18 protein-coding genes are annotated in these 22,616 nt (G+C 40.7%); 3 read left to right on the top strand and 15 right to left on the bottom strand.

Features of this window, described 5'->3' with window-relative positions; all coding sequences use genetic code 11:
* Positions 1-9 precede the first annotated feature (9 nt).
* The 3 genes from NXH67_RS08655 to NXH67_RS08645 form a co-directional block, all read right to left on the bottom strand.
* Positions 10-1,848 carry a glycosyltransferase gene (locus NXH67_RS08655; RefSeq protein WP_272797121.1) on the bottom strand — a complete coding sequence of 613 codons (1,839 nt, stop codon included), beginning with the start codon at positions 1,846-1,848 and terminating at the stop codon, positions 10-12.
* A 127-nt stretch (positions 1,849-1,975) separates the two neighbouring features.
* Positions 1,976-2,800 carry a flagellin N-terminal helical domain-containing protein gene (locus NXH67_RS08650; protein WP_272797120.1) on the bottom strand — a complete coding sequence of 275 codons (825 nt, stop codon included), beginning with the start codon at positions 2,798-2,800 and terminating at the stop codon, positions 1,976-1,978.
* A gap of 231 nt (positions 2,801-3,031) precedes the next feature.
* Positions 3,032-3,907, bottom strand: a complete 876-nt coding sequence (locus tag NXH67_RS08645; RefSeq protein ID WP_272797119.1) for a flagellin N-terminal helical domain-containing protein — start codon at positions 3,905-3,907, stop codon at positions 3,032-3,034.
* Positions 3,908-4,356: 449 nt separating this feature from the next.
* Between NXH67_RS08645 and istA the strand changes: the two genes are divergently transcribed.
* The gene (istA, locus tag NXH67_RS08640; RefSeq protein ID WP_272797118.1) at positions 4,357-5,910 is read left to right on the top strand and encodes an IS21 family transposase; all 1,554 of its coding nucleotides are present in this window, start codon (positions 4,357-4,359) and stop codon (positions 5,908-5,910) included.
* A 107-nt stretch (positions 5,911-6,017) separates the two neighbouring features.
* Here the strand turns inward: istA and NXH67_RS08635 are convergent, their stop codons facing one another.
* Positions 6,018-7,301, bottom strand: a complete 1,284-nt coding sequence (locus tag NXH67_RS08635; RefSeq protein ID WP_272797117.1) for an IS110 family transposase — start codon at positions 7,299-7,301, stop codon at positions 6,018-6,020.
* 436 nt (positions 7,302-7,737) lie between these two features.
* Here NXH67_RS08635 and NXH67_RS08630 point away from each other — a divergent pair, with 436 nt between their 5' ends.
* Together NXH67_RS08630 and NXH67_RS08625 are read left to right on the top strand one after the other, a co-directional pair.
* The gene (locus NXH67_RS08630) at positions 7,738-8,535 is read left to right on the top strand and encodes an ATP-binding protein (protein WP_272797116.1); all 798 of its coding nucleotides are present in this window, start codon (positions 7,738-7,740) and stop codon (positions 8,533-8,535) included.
* Positions 8,528-8,875 carry a hypothetical protein gene (locus NXH67_RS08625; RefSeq protein WP_272797115.1) on the top strand — a complete coding sequence of 116 codons (348 nt, stop codon included), beginning with the start codon at positions 8,528-8,530 and terminating at the stop codon, positions 8,873-8,875. The genes NXH67_RS08630 and NXH67_RS08625 overlap by 8 nt, the downstream gene beginning before the upstream one ends.
* Positions 8,876-9,254: 379 nt before the next feature.
* On the opposite strand, the gene NXH67_RS08620 is transcribed toward NXH67_RS08625, so the two are convergent.
* From NXH67_RS08620 to NXH67_RS08570, 11 genes are all read right to left on the bottom strand, one after another.
* Positions 9,255-11,339 carry a glycosyltransferase gene (locus tag NXH67_RS08620; protein WP_272797114.1) on the bottom strand — a complete coding sequence of 695 codons (2,085 nt, stop codon included), beginning with the start codon at positions 11,337-11,339 and terminating at the stop codon, positions 9,255-9,257.
* Positions 11,339-12,529 carry a glycosyltransferase family protein gene (locus tag NXH67_RS08615; RefSeq protein WP_272797113.1) on the bottom strand — a complete coding sequence of 397 codons (1,191 nt, stop codon included), beginning with the start codon at positions 12,527-12,529 and terminating at the stop codon, positions 11,339-11,341. Before NXH67_RS08615 ends, NXH67_RS08620 begins: the two co-directional genes overlap by 1 nt.
* A gap of 146 nt (positions 12,530-12,675) precedes the next feature.
* Complete coding sequence (locus NXH67_RS08610; RefSeq protein ID WP_272797112.1) at positions 12,676-13,155, bottom strand: flagellar protein FliT; 480 nt, start codon at positions 13,153-13,155, stop codon at positions 12,676-12,678.
* A gap of 12 nt (positions 13,156-13,167) precedes the next feature.
* Positions 13,168-13,569: a flagellar export chaperone FliS gene (gene fliS, locus NXH67_RS08605; protein ID WP_272797111.1), complete on the bottom strand. Its 402-nt coding sequence runs from the start codon at positions 13,567-13,569 to the stop codon at positions 13,168-13,170.
* A gap of 46 nt (positions 13,570-13,615) precedes the next feature.
* Positions 13,616-15,106 (bottom strand): flagellar filament capping protein FliD, encoded by a 1,491-nt coding sequence (gene fliD / locus NXH67_RS08600; RefSeq protein WP_272797110.1) that lies wholly within the window; start codon positions 15,104-15,106, stop codon positions 13,616-13,618.
* Between the two features lie 68 nt (positions 15,107-15,174).
* Positions 15,175-15,651 (bottom strand): flagellar protein FlaG, encoded by a 477-nt coding sequence (locus tag NXH67_RS08595; protein ID WP_272797109.1) that lies wholly within the window; start codon positions 15,649-15,651, stop codon positions 15,175-15,177.
* A gap of 165 nt (positions 15,652-15,816) precedes the next feature.
* Positions 15,817-16,947: a glycosyltransferase domain-containing protein gene (locus tag NXH67_RS08590; RefSeq protein WP_272797108.1), complete on the bottom strand. Its 1,131-nt coding sequence runs from the start codon at positions 16,945-16,947 to the stop codon at positions 15,817-15,819.
* A gap of 26 nt (positions 16,948-16,973) precedes the next feature.
* Positions 16,974-18,158, bottom strand: a complete 1,185-nt coding sequence (locus NXH67_RS08585) for a CgeB family protein (RefSeq protein WP_272797107.1) — start codon at positions 18,156-18,158, stop codon at positions 16,974-16,976.
* Positions 18,159-18,687: 529 nt separating this feature from the next.
* Complete coding sequence (csrA, locus tag NXH67_RS08580) at positions 18,688-18,903, bottom strand: carbon storage regulator CsrA (protein WP_022777558.1); 216 nt, start codon at positions 18,901-18,903, stop codon at positions 18,688-18,690.
* Positions 18,904-18,944: 41 nt separating this feature from the next.
* Entirely contained in the window at positions 18,945-19,400 is a 456-nt protein-coding gene (fliW, locus tag NXH67_RS08575; RefSeq protein WP_022777557.1) for a flagellar assembly protein FliW, read from the bottom strand.
* Positions 19,401-19,724: 324 nt separating this feature from the next.
* Positions 19,725-21,836 carry a flagellin N-terminal helical domain-containing protein gene (locus NXH67_RS08570; RefSeq protein ID WP_272797106.1) on the bottom strand — a complete coding sequence of 704 codons (2,112 nt, stop codon included), beginning with the start codon at positions 21,834-21,836 and terminating at the stop codon, positions 19,725-19,727.
* Positions 21,837-22,616: the final 780 nt, after the last annotated feature.

Raw genomic sequence — 22,616 nt, 5'->3', positions numbered from 1 at the left:
CTCCTTTTGTCAGAATATAAGTCCCGCCTGTTCCAAGATTTTTCCTAATTGTTTGTATATATTGTAATTTTCTCTTACTGCCTTACATCCGTTTATTGCAATCTGTTTCCTTGCTTCTTCATTTTCCAGATAGAATTTCACTTTATCTTCCATTTCATCAAAGTCTTTATAAACTTCAATCTCTTTTCCAATCTCAAAAAGCTCCGGAATCTCCGGTTGGAAGTTAGTTAACAAAAAACCTCCGACTCCCATTACTTCAAACGTTCTAAGCGGAATGCCTGATGTTATGGAATGAAGGGTAGTTCCGATATTGATCTTGCTCAGATAATAAGCCTTAGGAAGTTCTGTTTTGCTATTCAACCTTGGACCTACTGTGATCCCTTCAAGTTGTGCACCACTACTTCCTGAAAAAAGTCTTAGTCCATACTTATTAAGCCTACTCACCAATTCAATTCTCTCTTTATTTGCCAGATCTCTTGCAAGGATTCTTCCAATGTAATAATCAGATGCATTCATCTTTAAATTGTTCACTGTATCAGGCGAGTCCATTGCCTGCATTTCAGCAATAGTGCTTCCGGCGAGACTTCCTGTTATTCTGTCCAGTCCGTCCCACATTCCATACGCATTTCTAAATGCTTCCTCATAATCCTTAAGTGCAACATCGCTTAGCTTTTCTTTGACATGTTCGTATATGTCATCTTCATATAAGCTTCCTATGAAGGACACCTGACAACTAAATCTATCTGTGTCATCAGCTGTAATATCGTATTCTGTAATTGTAGCCACGGTAAACGCAAGAGGCTGATGAAAAACGTTAATCCCTCCACATTTTTTTGTCGTCTCAACCTGCTTCTTGTCAAAAGAAAAAATATAATTTACTGGATTTTTAACCTGTTCATCGAACAATGCCTGCTGAGGACAATCAAATACCCAGGAAACATATCTGACGCCAAGCGAATTGCATACTTTTGATAATAATGGAGAAAAATTGTATGAAATAACCGCATTCAGATGATGCTCCAAAAGATATGAATTCAGCAAATCATAGTCTTCCGTTTTAGCACTGTTTATTGATATTCCAAGCTCGATTACCGAAAAATCAATCCCTGCAAATATTAGAGGCAAAATAAAATCCTCTGCTGATATTTCTTCAAAGCTCATTATTCCGCAGCGGATTGCATAAGGTTTTATATCCATTTCTTCAGAGAAATTGACTAATGCATATCTTCTGCACTTTTCAGTGGTTTCATCAGAATAATCATAATTATGCTCTAATTGCTCTTCTATCCATGCTCCGTCCATTTGCCCCGGGACCACTATCTTATATCCGCTGTGCCTGAAAGACAGACATTGTGATAAAGCATACATATACCAATCTGTAATATTGCTTTCGTCCCATTTAATGTCATACTGAGTAGCCATAAAATCTCCGGTTATTGCCACCACTTCCTTGTAGTTTTCATCAACCGGAATAGACCTCTTGCCGGCAGGCCCGTATAGTATGCTATGTTCAGTCACCATATCTGTAGAGAGCCTATCCGTACCAAAAGCCCCAATCATCCCTATCTCAGGAGATATCCTAAATTGTTCTGTCATGGAGTACAAAATATCTGTTCTTTGGAACTTAGTATTTTCTCTAATGTATATCTTATACTTCGCATCACTTATTTCTAATGCCTCATTATATCCCGCACACATGGAAACAGACTCTGTAACCCCCAGGTATTCCACAGTGAATCCTTCCGGGATGCAGAGTTTGCTTATCTCTGATATGAGTTCTTCATCATTACCTTTTCTTATACATGCAATGATGCATATTTTTTTGTCATTCAACAAACGGTTTATCATACACTAATTATACTCAATATGCATGATCACTGTAAATCGAAAAAAGAGCCCCGGTAACCCGGAGCCCTTTTTGGGTAGTTGCAATGTTTTCAACAGACGTTTTATAAACAAAGCGTTACAAATATAATTAGCCGAGAAGTGAAAGAACACCCTGGTTGGACTGATTAGCCTGTGCCAGCATGGACTGACCAGCCTGTGCAAGGATGTTGTTATTTGAATACTTAACCATCTCGGTAGCCATATCTGTATCACGGATAGCTGACTCAGCTGCCTGAGTATTCTCAACAACGTTATCAAGGTTCTTGATTGTGTGCTCAAGTCTGTTCTGAATAGCACCAAGGTTAGATCTCTGCTCAGAAACACTCTGAAGAGCGTTCTTTATAGCAGTCATTGTACTCTTAGCTGCAGCATGATCACTAACAGAAATATTATCTGTCTGAACACCAATTGCAGAAGCACTCATCTGGCTGATGCTAATCTCGATCTGGTTCTTAGCTTCAGTCTCTGAACCAACCTGAAGTTCCTTCTGAGTAAATGTTCCATTAAGAAGCTTCTGATTGTTGAACTCTGTAGCCTCAGATGTACGATCAATCTCAGTTGAAAGAGCATTCAGCTCTGACTGGATATAGTTACGATCTGTTGTCTGCAATGTGTCGTTAGCTGCCTTAGTAGCCAGCTCGTTCATTCTCTGAAGCATCTCATGAACTTCGTTAAGAGCACCTTCAGCTGTCTGTACTGCTGAAATACCATCCTGAGCGTTAGCAGAAGCCTGTGTAAGACCTCTTACCTGACGTCTCATCTTTTCGGAAATTGCAAGACCTGCTGCATCATCTGCTGCTCTGTTGATCTTGTAACCGGATGACAGTTTCTCACTTGACTTTGCCTGGATACCAGTTGTGATACCAAGCTGTCTGTTTGAATTCATCGCTGTAATGTTGTGTTGTACTACCATAATTTTATCCTCCTTGATTTGTACGGCTGCGTCCTTGCAGCTCGTTTGGTTTTAATTTAGAAATGATTACCAGTGCTGGTCTGATAACCATTCCTTGTTCTTTACAACTTTATTATCGTCTATAATTCTAAAAACTTTACCCCTATTTTTAAAAATATAATATAAATTTTCCATAAACAAATTGAAGGGCCTGACCGTTTGGCCAAGCCCCGTAAAATCGTTTTATCTGTATTACTGAAGCAGTGAAAGAACACCCTGATTTGTCTGATTTGCTTGAGCCAGCATTGACTGGCCGGCCTGCATAAGGATGTTATTGTTTGAATATCTAACCATCTCCTCTGCCATGTCTGTATCACGAATCTGTGATTCAGCTGCCTGAGTATTCTCAACAACGTTATCCAAATTCTTAATTGTATGTTCAAGTCTGTTCTGGATAGCACCGAGATCAGATCTCTGTTTTGAGATTGAGATAAGCGCTCTTTTAATATTTTCTATAGAGTTTTTAGCATTATCATGTGATAAAACATTTATCTGATCTTCTGGATCTGTAGGTGGAACCGCTACTGTACCACCTGCTGTATTATGCATTGCAGCCACGCCAATACTTGAAGCACTCAGTGCCATAATACTGATCATAATCTGATTTTCTGAATTTGTTTCAGATCCAACCTGAAGATATTTACCTGTAAATGATCCATCAAGAAGATGCTGGTTATTAAATTCTGTTGACTCGGCAGTTCTGGTAATTTCACTTGCAAGAGCTGCAACTTCGGACTGAATATACTGTCTGTCTGTTGTCTGAAGAGTATCGTTTGCAGCCTTAACTGCCAGCTCATTCATTCTCTGGAGCATGTCGTGAACTTCGTTAAGAGCTCCCTCAGCTGTCTGTACTACTGAGATACCATCCTGAGCATTGGCTGAAGCCTGTGTAAGACCTCTTACCTGACGTCTCATTTTTTCGGAAATCGCAAGACCAGCTGCGTCATCTGCTGCTCTGTTGATCTTGTAACCGGATGAAAGCTTCTCACTGGCCTTAGCCTGTACATTTGTTGTAATACCAAGCTGTCTGTTAGAGTTCATTGCGGTGATATTGTGTTGAACTACCATAATATTATCCTCCATGAAGGGGGCCCGCTTCCCTGCTGCCTTTCCATTTAAATTTTTAGTGCAGACCTAATGCGGAGTCCCTTCCATGGCTGCTTTGGTTTTCTTTTCAATAATAATATCGTCGATATTCTCGCCAACTTAACCCTTTATGAACTATTTTTTCTATTTTTTTCGAATTTTTGAAACTTTTTCTTCTTTTTTTCATTTTACTATAAAGTTTTGGAAAAAACATCCGATATATGGTATCTATTATGGATAAATAGCCTTTCATATATATTCCATCCGAAAAGATCACCCTTCACGGACGATTAGACCACCCTTCACGCTCAAATTGATCACCCTTCACGGATGAATAGATCAGTGATCACGGAGGGATAAACAACCAATCGTTCTCTATATAATAGTGGAGGCACACATAAGTGTGACTACTATTAAGGAGGACGATAATCATGGTTAATTATCGCGAAATCCTGAGGCTTAGCAGCCTCAACCACAACCAAACCCAGATTGCAAAAGCTATACACAGCTCAAGGAACACAATCCGGGAAGTCGAAAAGCTGGCCAAAGAAAAAGGTATCAGTTGGCCGCTTGACGAGGAATTTACAAACCAAAGGCTCTATGCTCTGCTATATCCTGAAAGGCTGGAAAAAGCAAATGTATTCATGGAACCTGACTGCGCCTACATCCATAAGGAGTTAGCTCAAAAAGGCGTAAACCTTACGCTTCTCCACACGGAATACAAGGCCAAGTGTGCTTGTGCGGGACGCGTGCCCTATCAGTACTCACAATTCTGTGATATTTATCGCAGTTGGGCTCAAAAGTCCAAAGCAACTATGCGTATTCACCACAAACCCGGAGACGCCATGGAGGTCGACTGGGCTGGTGGAACGCTTCCAATCACAGATCCTGTTACCGGTGAAACCACGCCTGCATATCTGTTTGTCGCAGTACTTCCCTGCAGTTGCTATGCTTATGCAGAGCTTTGCGGAGATATGCAATCTGAGAACTGGCTTTTATGCCACGTACATGCCTACGAATACTTTGATGGTGTTCCAAGGCTCCTGATCCCGGATAACCTTAAGACTGGTGTTACAAAGAATACCAGATTTGATACCATCATAAACAGAAGCTATACCGAGTTGGCTGACCACTATGGCACTGCGATTGTTCCTACCAGAGTGAAAGCCCCGAAAGACAAGAGCCATGCTGAAGGCACCGTATCATATGCATCCACCTGGATTCTGGCGGCACTGCGAAATGATACTTTCTTTTCCCTCGCTGATGCAAAAACTGCTGTAGCGGAGAAACTGGAACTGCTGAACGGCTATCCTTTCAAAAAGCGGGAAGGAAACCGTCGTGAGGCCTATCTCCTGGAAGAGAAAGAATTCATGCAACCCCTTCCCGCCAATGCATATGAACCGTCTATCTGGTCAGAACAGACAGTCCTTCTTGATTATACAGTTACTGACGGATTAAACAAATACTCCGTCCCGTATGATCTGATTGGCGAAATGGTCAGCGTCCGCATAACCAGAGACAGCGTGGAGGTCTTCTTCCATGGAAATCGTGTTGCGGCACACATCAGAGATCACAAGCGCTTACGTGATCCGATTACGATTCTATCTCACATGCCGGAAAACCATCGGCAGTACCTTACATATACACCAGATGACTTCAAGTCCTGGGCTAATACTATTGGCCCCAATACAGAAAAGGTAGTACAGTTCTTTCTGGAGTCCGGAAGAGCTCCTGAACAGGGTTTTAAATCATGTGTCAGCCTCAGAAAATATTCAGAGCGTTACAATAACGAATGCATTGAAGAGGCCTGCCGTCAGATACTCCTGTTCAGCGGAGAACCATCAATACGGGGAATAGGTATCCTGCTTAAAAATCCAGTTTCAAAGCAGAGGCTTGACAGTTCTACATCAGCTTCCCAGCCTGTCCGCCGCAGCCGTGGTATTACGCGTGGTGCGGATCAGTTCCGGAGGGGAGCAATTTGGTGATATGTCAAGAGTAGTTTAGAAAAAGATTTCAACTAAAACAAGTAAAAATAGGTACACAAAAAAGACCTGCAGGGTTTTGCAGAAAAAGAATGCGATATACAACTAATCTACTCTCTTGCCGCAGAGTAGAGTTGATTATTGTCCAGCAGACCAAAAATCAGACGTATTAATTTACGGGCGGTCAACGCGAGTGCACGCTTGTGCTGATGTTTGGGAACTTCAGCATATTTCTTTTCATAGTAAGCCATGTATTCAGGACAGTAGGATGCTACGCTTCCTGCAGCCTGGATGAGATAGTACCTTAAGTAGGTATTGCCAGCTTTCATCATTGGAGTATCTTCGGAGTCAAACTCCCCGGACTGGTTGTCTCTCCAAACAATGCCACTGTATTTTGCAAGAGCATTGTTGTTACTGAAACAACGGACAGAGCCCATCTCAGCAAGTATTCCTGCTGCATAGACAGGTCCTATACCAGGTATTGATTTCAGTATCTGATACTCAGTTGGATTAAGACCTTCAACAGTCTCTGCTATGGCTTTGTCGAGAGCTTTCTTCTCTTTCTCAAATGCACGTATGCAGTTGAAAGAGCAAGCTATAGACGTAGTAATAGGCTCATATAGTGTTTTGTCTAGCCTGTATGAATCACGGGCAGCTTTCTGAAGCAACTGAGCCACCTGATCTGGGTCTGAAAATCTACCACGACCTGAAGATGCCACAAATTCAACAAGTTCTTCAAGAGGAGCATTGGCAATGTCTTCGGTGGTTTTGTATTCAGTTAGTATTGCTTCAGCTGTTGCGCTGAATTTATTGGAGAGTGGACTTTCTTCTCCTGTAAGAAGGGCGAATTCACTGAACTTAAGGAATATATTGTTCAGGACATAATTCTTCTCACGGGTTATAGACTCTGTGACATGCCTACGCTGCCTTGTAAGACGTTGCAAAGCAAGATACTGTGCACCGCGCCATGGAGATATATCGACACGGCCAACGCGGATGTAATCGGCAACTATGAATGAATCAAGACCATCATTTTTACCGAGACCAGTAAATGACTTTTTATAATTGGCAACCTCTTTGGGATTAAGGCAAAAGACCTTGGCTGAATATGGCTTAAGCCGGTCACTTGTAGAAAGATAATTCGCCACATGGACACCATAGAAACTGGTGGACTCCATGGCTATCAGAAGATATTTGAACTGGGAATTATCCTCAAGAACTTCAAGGATCATTGACTCCATAGCTTCAACTCCGCTGGCAGCATTAGGAACAGGCTGCATGTTTATGAGTGGGTTAGAGTCAAAATCCAAAGCAGTAATGAAGTTGTTACGTGAACCGACATCAAGCCCTACACATAACGTTGATAGATGATCGATTTTTATACGTTTTTTCACGGTATCACCTCCTTTCTTCCAGTGATAATGGATAACCAAGGGCTAATCCCGAACCACCACACCATGCAGCCTCGCGTAATCAGCGTTTCTATTTCGAAAATACTCTGCTGGAAGCTAACGAAATAGCGCAACATTTGTGTAAGCATTTGAAGTGTGGAGCCAAGGGCGCAAGCTCCGATAGCAATAATAAAGAGACATGTGGCAACATAGACATCTTTACTTTGCAAGGTGAAATAGCGGTACCCATTGGACGTATCCTCTGGACTCTATTATAAGCGTCCGGGATCTCTTGGCTATAGAACATGTAACTAATAGTTGTATAGAGAATGAAAGCTATGGAGAGAACCTCCTGAGTAGTCTTCTCTATATCATAAAAAGAAATAAGTCTAAACCCTAAATATCTTGGGAATAGACTTATCATACGAGGTGATGAGCAGTGATAAATCTTGAAACAGTAAAAACACTGCGCGCTCTCCGCTTACCTGGAATGGCCAGAGAATTAGAGTCCCAGCTTGAAGAACCTCAGCGCTACAAGGCATTGTCCTTTGAAGACCGTCTTGCCCTCCTTGTAGATGCAGAAAGTTCATCACGGCATCAGAATACTATCAACAGGCGTATACGAGCCGCAAAGCTTAGCGAATCTACCGCAAGCATAGAAGCAATTGAGTACCACGAAGATCGTGAGCTTAACAAGGGTCTGATCACAAAGCTTGCAACCTGTTCCTATATTCAGGAAAACCATCACGTCGTACTCAAAGGTGCTACCGGAGCTGGAAAGTCATATATTGCAAACGCGCTTGGAATTGCAGCATGCCGCAAGCTCTATAAAGTCCGTTATGTAAGACTCCCAGATCTTCTAAATGAGTTTGCTGTTGCAAAAGCATTGAATACGCAAGGCAAAGTCAAGATGGCGTATGCGAAGTTCGACCTTCTTATCATTGATGAATGGCTCCTGCGGCCTCTTTCTGAAGAAGAGTCCTACAACCTTTTGGAGATCATTGAGGTCTGTGCAAGTAAGGGCGCTTTGATTCTCTGCACACAGTACGATACAGATGAATGGTACTACCGCATCGATAGTGACCGCGCAGAGGGTGATGACAGTGCAGTTGCTGAAGCCATCCTTGATAGGATCATAAACAACAAGTATTCCATAGATGTCAAGGGGCGCATCTCCATGCGAAAACGTCATGCCTTTGCAGGATCAGAGAAAAGTGAGGTGAGCGCAAATGGCTGATAACACTTTCGTTGATTTTTTGGATGAAGTAGACTGTGCCGACAGATGTGAGGCTGTTATTGCACTGTGTGAGTTGGTAGACAAGCTCGTAACAGATGTTCAGTTCCTTGAACTTGAGTGCATAAGCACAAGGCATCTTCTTAGTCAGTACATGAATGAAGAAGAAGGTGAACTGCTACGCATGGATATCTTGTCCCATCTTGCCCCCAGATACTCTGGAGATTCAGCCTATGAGCTGTATAAAACTCTCATGTACAGTGGCGGAGATCCAATGGAGTTCCGCGATTATCTTGTCAAAGTACAGGAAGCCCGCAAGGGTAATTGGCCCTGCTGGCATTGATTTATGATAACAAGTGAATAAGCTGCATTGTCTGGGTAAGGTTTATGACCTGCCCAGGCGGCGCAGCCGCAACTGATATCCCAAGATTCTCCCGAGCTATTATCACTAAGAGTGGGAGAAAACCAGCCACCACTTTAGTGGCTTGGCCTTGACAGCTAACATATGTGCGATACAATCGGCAGTTCGACGGGAAGATGATGAATGATCTGATATCCCTGAGTTCCCGTCGCCGTGTACGCGACATCGCTCATATGTTAGCTGTCAAGGTTGGCGTCCGGAGGACACTGATCAGCACTCCGTGACAATTGATCTAAACCTCCGTGATGGGTGATCTAATCGGCCGTGCAAGGTGGTCTATTCAGACGGAATATACATTTCATTACAAATAGCCGGTTATGTCATCCAATTCTTCTGCTGTAAGATATTTATTATATGTAATGTCAGGAAACATGTTTAATAAATAATCTTTCAGAATCTTTTCATTCTCAACCGGATACGGAATTATATTTTTTTTCATATAACTTATAAGAGGCGAAAATACTTTTTTTATATACACAAAAGCTATTTCGTTCTTACATGAATCATAGAAACCTAACTGTTTTAATTGTTCTACAGCCTTTTCAAACACTACAAACACATGCATATAATAATCCTTTATTTTTTCAGATCTCATGGTCCCTTCGTTGTTTTCAAAATAATAATATCCTTTCATAGAAACATGGAGCCACGATCTTACATGCGCCAACACCAAATATGTGAAATAAATGTCTTCCATCTTATAACATTCCATAAATCTGATGTCCGGATTTTTAATCAAAAAATCTCGAACATATAACTTTGCCCATGGCCCAGTCAAAAAAGCATTTTCCAAAAAAAGCCTTTGCATATCATCGGTATCTTCTATTGTGTCTATAGCACATTTTAATTCTGAATACTCGGCTTTTTCCGGCAATGTATCCGAGAAAGTTTCGAAATCACACATTACAACATTGACCGGATAACACTGATGGATGATATACAGTTTTTCCAAAAGGCATGTATGTATCGCGTCATCAGCATCAACATACATCACATAATCTCCTGTTGCATAGTCGATTCCAATATTTCGAGCAATACCCTGTCCACTGTTTTCTTCCAGGTTAATTATGCATATATTCTCAGGATACTCTTCTTCATATTTTGTTAATATAGATAATGAACTATCTGTAGATGCATCATTAACAACAATGATCTCTATATGAGCTATACCTATTGTTTGATTAATGATACTGTCCAGACATCTCTCTATATAAGATTCTGCGTTATAGCAGGGAATGATAATACTGATCTTTACATTATCAATTATTGTTTTTGACCTTTTGCATAGGAGTTTCTCAATAATTCGTCCATTAACAGTCGCATGAATTTTTGAATAAAAATCAAATAAGGCAATATTCCCATCATAGAACTTCACAGAACCGGAACAGACTTCAGATGACACGCTTGGGAAAGAATTATCAGCAATCATATCCAGTATTTTTGCAAGATTTTCACTATCATTATCTGGATATAAATAGCCATTTTCCCCGGGAACTATGATCTCTGATACTCTGCTGGAAACATTTGCTATAACAGGAAGGCCACAGCTCAATGCCTCAATCGCCACTAAAGGTGATCCTTCATACATCGATGAAAGAACCAATGCAGTAGCACCATCAGCATATTTCCATGGATCATCCGACCACCCAAGAAATTCCACATGCTCTGAAATACCTAACTCTTCAGACAAAGCCTTACATTTTAAAAGTTCATCTCCTTCTCCCACAAGTTTAAGAAACCATCTCTCCTTTGTAAGACTCAATGCTCTTAAAATTATTGGAATATTCTTCTCTGCGCTCAGTCTGCCAACAAACAATAGTGTCTGTTTTCCCAGACTTGTCACCTTATGTATTTTAGACTTATCAACAGGGTTATTAATACGATATATATATGAATCCGGATATGCATTATAAATAGAATCTGCAATCTCATCGCTGATTGCAAAATGAACATCGGCTAGTTTTAATTGTTCAATCCCACCATATCCTGCTGCGTCATATCTATTAACCGGTGCATGAAGCCATGAAGCCACTATGGTTTCCAAGTTTAAATGTGTAGTAACCGTCTTAGCTACATGACTCATTAATGGCCAACATGTGGCCAGTACCACATCCGGTTTTCTGTTATCCTTTAGAAAGCTTTCATACTTGTCAATAAATATCTGTAACTTATGGGATTCGTTATCCATTATCAGATAATGGAACTCCATGCAAGGATCTGCCCATTCATAGCCACGAAAAACCAATTGAATCACTCTGACATTGAATCCCTTCTCAGTTAAAAATCTTCCTGTTAAATTTATGCAGTTTTCAACGCCTCCATTTGCAGCTGTAGCTATGAGGATATCAATAATCGGTTTTTCATTCAATTGAACTTTGGCTCTCATTACCTTTCCTCATCATCGACTATGCTTCTATTTAGCATGGTTACCATAGAAATAATTCTGTTTGTTGTTGAATGAGCTTTCCTAACTTTTTCATATCCGCTTTTAGCAATAGCTTTCCGCTCATCATCCTGCGTAAGGTAATAATTTATACTCTCCAATAACTCATCAGAACTCTCGTACACAACAATATCTTTTCCTACCTCAAGATAATCCGGTATCTCGTTCTGATAGTTTGTTATAAGGAATCCCCCGCATCCCAGGACATCCCAGACTCGTTGTGCTATCCCTGTCTTCATTGATCTTGTTGTAATATTAAGATTGATTTTACTTTCCCTGAATACTCTTGGCATTTCAGTCAAAGATTCCACCGGTCCATGACAAGCCACATTTTTAAGGCAGCTTGTATCGCTTTGCGTAAACAGATGAAGCTTTCCTTGCTGCCTGTCTGCTATCTCATTTAATAACTTAACCCTTTCAATATAGGTCATATGGGGACTAAGATAATTATTTATTGCCACAAAGCTGTCAATATTGTGAACACTTAGATCAGAGGGGTAAAAATCCTTTGCTGCGGATTTTATGCTTTTCACATCTTCATCTGTAATTCGGCTTTCCAGATATTCCTGGCTATTACAACTACTTTGAATCTGCATCTTCATAATAGACTCATATCTATTTTTTTGTTCCGGACTAATACTCAATCCTGCAAATGGATCCTTTTCACTGTATAAGGAGCCAACAAAAGATATATCATACTTGTATGAGTTATAGCCTGACACAGCCTTTTCAAGACGTTCTACAGATGCTCCTAATGGAAGATAAAAAACACCTTCAGGATTTTCTTTGGCAACTGTCTCGTATTGTTTTTTGTCAAACAGGAATACTCTGTTAAAAGAATTCCTTATAGTCACATTAAATAATTCCACCATAGGACAAGTAACACTGACGCTTACATAAAACGCATGTACCCTTTGGCATACAATTGAAATAAACGGAAAATAATTAATTGAAAAAACAAACATAGGCTTATTATGAGCTATCAGAATAGACAGTTTATTCATCTTTTCATCAAGCTCCTTATCATCCAGTTCGCTTGCATAAACCTCAATCACGGTTAAGCCAAGTTTTGCAAACCCATCTATATAATCTTGTTCACAAATATTTCTATATCGATAAAAGACAATGTTCAAATCGTTTTCCTTCCTTTTTATCGACTTCATTCGATATTCTTATATATAAATCTTATCATAATATCGTTCATATTTTTACAATATCATGGTGCGATTACATAAAAAAGCGCTAGTCCATATGATTAGACTAGCGTTTTTCAAAAATATCAGTTTTTTTGGTCTAAAAATTGTGGTGGAATATCCTTAAACTTATTCATTGTCTGATAATAATTAAAGGCCACTGCGGAACTCTTCTTATTATTCTCAAGCCGCTGCCTTGTAGTGCTGAAATACTGTTCTGCCAGCTTTTTATTTCGATGCTCGTGAGCTTCTATGGATGAGCTTCTGTCCATAACTTCATGAATCAGATTCTGAAGTCTTCCTACCTGTTCCTTATACATATCCTTGTTTTTACCAAGTTCTTCTTTGACTCGGTCAAACAGGGACTGAAAACCTTCATCCAAAAGAAGGAGCTGGTCCACCAGCTCTCCCTTCTTTTCTACCGTATCATCAAAGGCCTTTTCATCGACCTCCTCGGAATTCTTTAAAACTTCCGTCTGTCTGTTGTTTTCTTCTTCGATCCGGTCCATAACCTCAATCTTTTTAATAAGGCTATCCTCCAGCATATCCAAACTAGAAGCTATCATCCAAATCTCCTCTTACGCATCCTTAACCATGATATGGTTTGCCTTCATGACTTCAACCCAATTGTCTCTGATTGCATGCATGTGCTTGTTGACCTCAGCAACTATCTCTCTATCCTTGCTGATATTGGCTTCAACAAGCCTCCTTGCTATATAAGAATACATATTTTCAAAGTCCTGAGCAACGGGATATTTCATATCTAAAGTGCTTCTAAGATACTCAATTATTTTCTCAGTCTTTACGATATTCTCATGGGCCTTAAATATATCATTCTTTTCAATTGCAAAGTCTGCTATATTAAGGAATTTGATAGCCCCGTCATAGAGCATAAGAGTCAGCTCCGGTTTTGAAGCACTCATTATCTTGTTATTTTTATATTGTGCATAAGCCTTCTGTTGAGTTGTAAGTACTGGCATATTTGCTCCCTCGCATTCTACGAATATTTTTTACTGCTATTTACTATCAGCCACCGCCTCCAAAGAATCCTGACAGTGAACTGCTGGAGCTGTTTATCTTACTAAGTGCTGTCTCCATCTTGGAGAACTTCTTATAATACTTGTCCTGAGCAGCCTCTAAAGCTGTCTGTGCATCGGAAATCTTGGTATTATAAGCACTGTACTGTGAAGCCATAAGCTTATCTTCATAGATTGTGAATGCACTGCTGTATTCCGTTCCCTTCATTAAATCAGAGAGCTTGGAATACAACGATCTGGACAGCTGAGTGAACAGATCCTGAACCATTGCCGGATCATTTGAAATAGCTGCCTTTAAAAGATCTGTATTTCCACTGGTTGAATCGTCATCTGGATCTCCATCTATATGAAGCATTTCTCTTTCATTTTCTTCTGTTGAGAAATAGCTTCCTGTAGCAATTCCTAAGGATGCCAATGAATAATTCTGCGTTGAACCGTCTTTCATGGTAACCTCGAAGGAACTTGCCATAATATCACGAAGAGCGGTCCTTATAGTGCCAATTGTCTCATCACCACTAAGAAGTCCGGCTTTAATCTTATCTTCCCATTCCTCAACTTCCTTATCGCTCATGGCATCCTTCTCATCGGAAGTGAGCATTTTATATTTTGTAGCCTTATCAGCATTATAAAGAGTCGCAAACTCTTTCATAATGTCATTATATTCTTTGATCAGCTTCTTGATATTGTCATAAATTCCGCTGGTGTCCTGCTTGGTGGTAAGTGTTATATTCTGAGCCTCCTCATTGGCTGTAATTGTAAGTCCATTTATCTGGAAGGTGTTGCTGTCTGATTCATACTCTTCATCATTAAGGATAATCTTAGCCTTAGATCCGTTCTGAATAGTTGCTGTGGAGAGACCAAGAGCAGCTGCGGCGTCGCTATCCTCAAAGGAGATGTTTGCCGCAGTTCCTGTTTCCTTACCTGCAGCAAAGAACCTTCCGGTGCTCTCATCAAAGTTAAAATTGATCTTATCTCCGGCTTCCTCTTTAAGTTTGCTAAGTACATCACTTATAGTATCGCCATCTTCTACTGTAATCGACTTGCTCTCTCCACCAACAGTGAAGTTAATATCCCCAGCTGTAAAGCCTGTAATCTCGCTAAGTTCTGTGGACAGCTTGGCTTTCTCAGTTCCTGCCTTTACCTCTTTTCCACTCATATATGAAGCTTTGGCAAGACTTGTAATGCTCAGGTTCTGAACTGCATCCATTGCATTTTCGCCGGTAACAACCGATACCGCATTTGCATTGGAAGCAGTTGTAGTCTTCTTGGTATAGGCTGTTGAAAATCTCATGGAGCTAAGAGCACCATTGTAAAAAGAAACAACCTTTTTATTTAATTCTTTCCACTTATCCTGTTTCCAGGTCAGTTTCTTCTGGTCGCCCTTGAAATTATCAAGCTTGGTCTGTTTGGAACTGGTAAGAGCGGTTATGATGCTCTCGGTATCCAGGCCCGAATTCATTCCTGTTATTCTGATAGGCATAGTTTCTCTCCTTTCTCAATCCGTGAGTTACCGCATGGAAATCCATTTCCATAAAGGTGTACCTACAGTTATCTCTTTTCGTCTACCAGGATGCCGGCAATTTCCCATACCTTGGCGATCATATCGAGAGTCTCGTCCGGCGGGAACTCTTTGATCACCTTCTTGGTCTCCTTGTCCACCATCTTGATAGTTACTCTGTTGGTCTTGTCATGAATTCCAAATACCGCTTCTGCATTGGAGCTCATGTTCTTGGCCATCTGAGAAATGGCCTTTTTGACCTTTTCATTGTCAGCCTGAATCTGCTCTTCCGTTTCCTGAAGATGGGTCTGGGATTGCGAGAAATTCTGAGCTCCACTCTGGGCGCCGTTATTAGAACCTGCAGAATTATCGGCAGCTTCTACTTTTAGCTCTATAGCCTGAGCGGCATTGGCCTCCTGATTTACAATCTCAGACTGAGACTGACTCTGTTCCTGGACCTGCGTCCTTACCTGGGGCTGAGTCGCCTGAATAAGAGGACTAAACCCATTGATTGCTTCAATTCCCATAATTCTATACCTCCGTGTCAGAATCAGGAATAAACCCTTACATCTATAGTTCTTAACCTTTTACATAAAGTAAGACAGTTCTATTTATCCTTTATATCGGACATGGGATATTTTTCTTTAGCTTTCAACTACCCTTCAGGCAAAAAATTCATAAAAAATTTATAATTATCTCTCTACTGTTCTTGTTCTCACTGCATGTCCTATTTCTTTAATATAGGGATTTTCGTAAATAAGAATCTCGCTAAGATCGAAAGCATAACCATTCTTCCAACATACATAGCCGAGACTAATCTGGTCTCTGAAACTCCACTTACAAAGCTCATCAAACCAGTCCTCCATAACTTTTTGAAGAAGCTTATCATGATGATTTCTTACCAACAGGCAACCTTCAATAAGAGGGATACTCTCGTCATATCCGGCTTGTTTATAATGTTCAAATTGCTCCGTCATAAACTTAGGGTCCGCTTTATTTAACCGTCCAACTTCAATTATCTCATCCTCAATGCTCTGTCTCAGCGGATGTGGAGCGCATAACATGGATTTATCCCTAGAATAGTATCTGATATACTCTTTCAAGTCACCAGTAATCTGATTTTTACCATCTATATAGATAGAATAATCATACTCAGGAAGCACTTTAAACATAAGAAACTTATAATATCGATTTAATCTTATCGGATCCAATCCCATATCATCTTCAATATGTACGATCGTCCAATTCTCTGACTTAATATCTTTATTGTCAGTAAAACAGTAATAATCTAAGTCTTTATCTATAACAAGCGGTTCATTCAAATTATCATAATTTCCGGTTATAACAGTGTACACGGCACCTTTTCCGGTAAATACTTTAGATTCTTTCCTTGAATAATAGTTTCTAACGATATGACGTACATTTTCATGAACTGTTTTGTACTTATTCAAGACATTTTCATACTTTAACAATTTCCCGTAAACATTCTCTAAAATCGAAAGATTTCCGACATAAGTCAAATATCCCGAATAGTCCCATTCTTCTAAAGCTTCTTCTATTACTTTTCCGGTCTCGGATTCAGCTATCTCCAGAGAATGGATAATAACGCTCAAAGCTTCAGCAGAAACGGATCCTTTGAAATACTCTGCCTTAAGCTTATATATTTCTGAAGTATTTTCATTGATTTCCAGAATTATCCCTAGTATCAATTGTAATCTTTCCATTTTTTGATCCACGGAGTAATTTGCCGGACAAAACCTTGGGTTATTTGATTTTTTTTCTACACTTTCTATTTTTTCTAATACTGAAATAGCATCAAACATAACTGCCCTCAATCTTCCATTTTGCTCTAAATTGTAAGAATTCCTTCAAGTAGTATTTTATAATCAAAATCCCTCAGAACCTTTTCTTGCCCCCGGCTTGCTATTTCTTTTCGCTCATCCTCATGTTCAAGATAATATCCGATCTTTTCAATCATATCTTCCGGAGAATAGGCCATAACCAGCTCTTCTCCATCGATGAAGTACTCTGCTATTTCAGCCTGATAGTTAGTTATCAGAAAACCTCCGGCAGCGAGAATATCAATTACTCTAAGCGGAATACCGGACAATATAGATCTTAAGGTAATGTTCAGGTTAACCTTACTTTTATGAAATACCCTTGGCATTTTTGTCATATAATTTGCAGTTCCAAGATTACAAACATTTTCAATGGGCTTAGCTCCGGGCATAGTATATAGAACAGTATCATAGCGCTTTCCCATCTCCAAAAGAATGTTATGACGTTCATTTACTGTTACTTTTTTCCTGAGTATATCCAACATGACATTGTCATAATCTATATCAAATTTACCTGTCTCTTCAAACTTTATATACTCTCTCAGTTCTTTAATTTTTTCATAGGGATAAATTTCAGATTCTGTAAAAAGATCAACACCAAAAAGGCTCTCCTGTGCCTTAATAACCGCATCTGTGTATCCCTTTAATGCAGGCGGGAGATATTTGACCCTGTCATAATAATTGTATTCGTTATCATATAGGCTGCCTAAAAAGCATACATCATGTTCATACACTATCTTTCCGCCGGTTTCAGCATCCAGATCTTCACATATTTTTTGTAATCTCTGGGAGTTTACAGCTAAAGTACTATATCTGATTGTGTTATAGCCTTTCTGACATAGCCTCTCATACAGTATCTTGTCAAATACATATACTCTATTTACCGGATTTCCTATAGTATGAGAATCCAATGTATAATGTGGGCAGTCAAACACCCATGAAATATATGGAATATCATATTTCTGACACGCTTCTGACAACGCAGGAATATAGTCAAAGCTGAATACACAATCATAGTTTTTTTTGCCATCCAGCTTATTTATCGCTTTTTCCTCAAAGACTCTTAAAGTCTCGGAATTCAATTCGTAATTGCCTGTATTAAACTTAATCAAATCTATGTGATGCCCTAGTTTTCTCATAGCATCACGGCAATCCTCTCCATTAAATTCATCCCAGCTATAGTACAGAATATTCATATGAATTCTCCACAATATTTCCTATTTCAGCCTATACTGATACCCATTCTCCCCAAGGATTGCACCAACTAAGGAGTCATCTTGCTGCTGCACACTCAACGTAAGCATCGCCATAAACTCAGTATTCCTTATTTCTGGCGAAATGGCATATTTTAAATGATTCAGCCCCCGTTCCTCTTTTCATAGCACAGGACAAAATGGCGCCAGTAAACTTCCTCCTGCGCGGTGAAAATATGGTCGGCGGAAGTGCTGGGAAAACGTGCAGTTCTCGCACGACGAGATGATTGTCAAGGCGAGAGGTCGAAGGAATGACGACTGTCCACGAATAGGCATGAGTAGGAGGCATTCCTTTGGCATCGAGCCTTAGAGAATCACGAGGCGCACGAAAACCAGCGTTTTCACAGTGCTTTCGTCGGCCATATTTTCTCCGCTGCAGGCCACTTGCTTCCTTCGCCATTTTGCCCGTCCTATCTAAAAAGAAAACAGCGGCTGCCATTTAATGACAACCGCCGGAAATAACAATATAGATTTAAAGCAGCTTCTTGAGTGCATCAAGACTGGCGACGTCAGTTGCCTGCTTATTCTCCTGCTGTATCTGAAGGTAAACTTCCTTACGATAGATCGGAATCTCCTTAGGAGCTGCGATTCCAAGCTTTACCTGATCCCCTCTGATATCCAATACAGTAATCTCAATGTTGTTGTTAATGATAATTGCTTCATTCTTTTTTCTGGATAATGCTAACATTCTCTTTCTCCCTCCATGGTTGCGTAATTAGTCAGTGTCGGTCAGGCATTCTCTTTGTTTTTCTGCAGGATATCATAGATAGGGAATTTTACCGGGTATTCATCGTTATCAATGATACTCTGTGCAGCCTTCATATCATGTACATTGATGATGAAGGGGCCCTTAAGATTAACCGTCATCTGTTTAAGATCATGAGGCACAGTAACTGTTACCAGCACCAGCAGCTCATCATCCACCAGCTCCCCAATATCTATGATATTCTGACGGTCAACCTGTGGATTGTAATCAGGGCATACAATAAGAGGATCCATAACAGGCATTGCAAAGTTCGGCTCTTCAATTGACTGAAGCCACTGAATAGTATTGGTCCCGCCCTCTTCGTCGTGCATGAGCGTGAAACGCTTTAAGTCCGGGAATCCGATAATGCCGTTTGGAAAAGAGATTATCTTGCTATCTTCAATTTCAACATCGCCAAAAATCCTTGTTGCTAATTTCATGTTATAACCTCCATTGTCCTTGATAGACACTACTACTTATTAATTATATACGTTATTTCGACACATAGCTACTATTTTTTAAATTGAGATGATTTGGTTACCCGATAATGTTTTAATATAGTTTTTGATGATATACGCATGACTCCGCAAAAAGCGCTCTCGTCATGCTACAAGAATTCGGAAATCGACATGCTCATACAATAATAACCTTCGCTTATTCGGTAAAATACGCATGTCTTTTTTCCTCATTCTTGTTCGGTCTGTAAATTCGTGAGTAAAACCATGCGAGCATGGTTTTGCTCACGAACTTACATCCCTATATCATCAAATGTAGTTCATCAAGCTCGTCTGACTGATTTTTCCGGTGGCCATGAGGCTGGCCTCATATGTGACCTGGGCTGTTGTTAGGTTAGTGGCGGCCTCGGCTATATCTATGTCCTCGTTCTCTGACTGAAGGGTCTTGAAGGTGGTGGTCTGAGTCATGAGTCTTGAGTTCACAAGTTCGAGTCTCTTGGATCTGGTTCCGTTGTCGGTTACCGCGATGTTGGCGGTGTCGAGGCACTGCTGCATTGAGGTGATCTTGTGCTCAAATTCCTTCTGGATCTGCTGCCTAAGGTGATCATAAACCTTAGTTGCAGCCGCTATATCCTGCTCAAGCTTTTCCTTATAATCTTTATCTGTAGAAGAATCTCTTTTGTCTTTAAGCGTTGCCAGAGTTCCTGATATCTGTTGAAGCTCATTAAGTGTTCTCTTAAGATCTTCCACATTTCTTTTTACATCCGTGGTAAAAACAGCATCTGCAGTAGTATTAACTATTACCGACTGAGCAAATCCTACATCGTAAGCTATGTTGTGTGCGGCATTACCCTTGTTGTAGCGAATAAGCTTGCCGTTACTGTCGGTATAATCACAAGCAAACAGATTCTCGGGTCTTATGTCGCCGCTCTTCCATTCATTTTTATCATAGACAACGTCTATACACTTGGTGCCAATAAGGTCAGGCATGGTTACCAGCTTTTCCTGAAGTTCCTTGTTAAGAAGGACCTCACCTGTTGCCGCATTGAGATATGCCCTTGCTCCCGTGGGATGCTCTTCAAGATCGATATATGCTGCATCAATCTCCTCTTCGCTGCTGGTGGAGTAAATAATGTTTTTATAGCCTATTGTAAGGCTGGTTTCCTTGTAGGAGCTGTTGATACTTCCGTTTCCGGTTACCTGAATAACGTTCTGGGAAGTTGATCCATCTGCATTTTCAGCAATTCTTTCGTCTACGATCGTATATGTTCCGTCACTGTTGACCGTTGCTCTGAAGCCATCCTCGTTGAGCTCGATCTGATAGGACTGCCCAATCGCTGGTAAAAGAGGAAGATTCACGGTCACAGGCTTATTGTCTTCCGCAGTATAGGTGATGGCGGAAATGCTCTTGGTCTCAATTGTGGTCTGAGCTGCTGCGATTCCTTTTCCCAGGTGGTCGCTGTCCACGATTCCGTTGGGATCTACTATGAGTCCGGGAGCTGATTTGTCGCCATTTATATATATGTTGTAGTTACCGGTATTGGTAACAGCTACCTCGTAGGTATTTCCTGTTTCATCCGTAACCCTGTAATTCTTTTCCCCCTCCGGATCCACAGGAATGGCAACATATCTGGTCTCGTTGGTCTCTGTGGTATAGGTAAAATTGATTATCTGGGTGGTGGTGGTCACGGTACTGGTGGCGGGCTGAGTCAGTTGTTCTCTCCATTTGAGAGTTGCTGATGTTTCGCCCTGGGCGATGGGGTCGTCGCCGGGATTAGTATAATTTAGGTTATCGTAGGACAGTCTGATCCTTCCTACGGTACATTCATAAATGTCACTCTGCTTGACCGGCTCTACGCTTGAGCTTACCAGGTCTTTTGCGTCAAGCATATGCTTACCGATCATTCTTTTTGATTCGGAAATATCAACCGCATCGAACTGATCCTGGATATCCGTATAATCAGCAGAAGTGGTTTTGTCGAAGGTAAGAGGCGTATCTGTTCTGTATCCGGTAAAAATGTATCTTCCTGCGTAGTCTACATTACCTGTTGAGTAGTATTCTTTTGCCAGGGAATCAAGCTGTGAAACAATGATATCCAGGTCGTCCACGGTAAGGTCCATGTTGGCGCCCTTGGTGGCCTGCTTTACGCAGTCGGTGAGAACAGAAGTGACGGTGGAAAGAGCATCGGCTGTGATGTCCAGCCAGCTTTCGGCGTCTTTGCAGTTTTTCTCATAATATTGTGAGAGCTGGGTAACGTTGCTTCGAAGGCGGAGAGCCCTTATTGCGATAACAGGGTCATCTGAGGGGCGGGTGATCTTTTTGCCGGTGGCCATCATGGTGTTGAGCTGATCCTCGGTGACCTTGTTGTTGTTGATATTGTAAAGAGAATTATTCTGCATGATCTTGTTGGTGATGCGCATAAAAAACCTCCACAGACAATCCTTGTCTCTGAAACCTACGCATCCATGCAAATTCATTCATTTTCACTACTATTATCGGCAATTGCCGCTGGGAACTTAACCCGTACTATGACTGACAAAGTATAAAAGGACGGGAGGCGACAGGGGCGAGACAGTTGTGACCGCCGAAAGCACCGTAAAAACACTGGTTTTCGTGCGCCTCCCGCCATTTTACACTTTGTCCTGTGCTATGGCTCCGCGGTGCATGTTCCCTGGCGCGATAATTCCTATATAGTGCAAACCTGAACAAACCCTTGCATGGTAAGCGATATGTTTCAGAGACTGCGTCACAACAATCACTTGTAAGCCTTAGGCAGCTGCTTTGTTGCAGCTGCCGGCTTGGTTCTTGCTATTTGCCTTAGTTATCACAAGAATACTTCGAGGTGTAGCTTTTTATCATATTAAATTATTATTTTAGATGACTTTCGTATGCATTTCTAAGATCCGATTGAGTTATCAGTTGATGATTTAAGCTCTAAATGCATATTAAAGCAGAAAACAAACTCCCTTCAGTATGCATAACGAGGGCCACTATAAGTCCCTCCAGGCTAAAGGAGCATACGAATGAAAAGAAAAATAATGATCTAGTATGCATTATTCTCTAGAATGCTATAACTATTCTTCGATATAATCCGATCAAGGCATACGAATACATGCCGCTACCTTTCATTCATATGCCTGACCCCCAAATAGATATTCTAGAATATCGAGTAACTCTCCTTTTGTTCCTAGATTCTGAGC

Origin of the sequence: Butyrivibrio sp. DSM 10294 (genome assembly GCF_028539135.1) — a bacterium.
In the GTDB taxonomy this organism is placed as follows: Bacteria; Bacillota; Clostridia; order Lachnospirales; family Lachnospiraceae; genus Butyrivibrio.
Note: the sequence above shows the minus strand (reverse complement) of the source record. Positions and strands in the feature narration are given on the sequence as shown.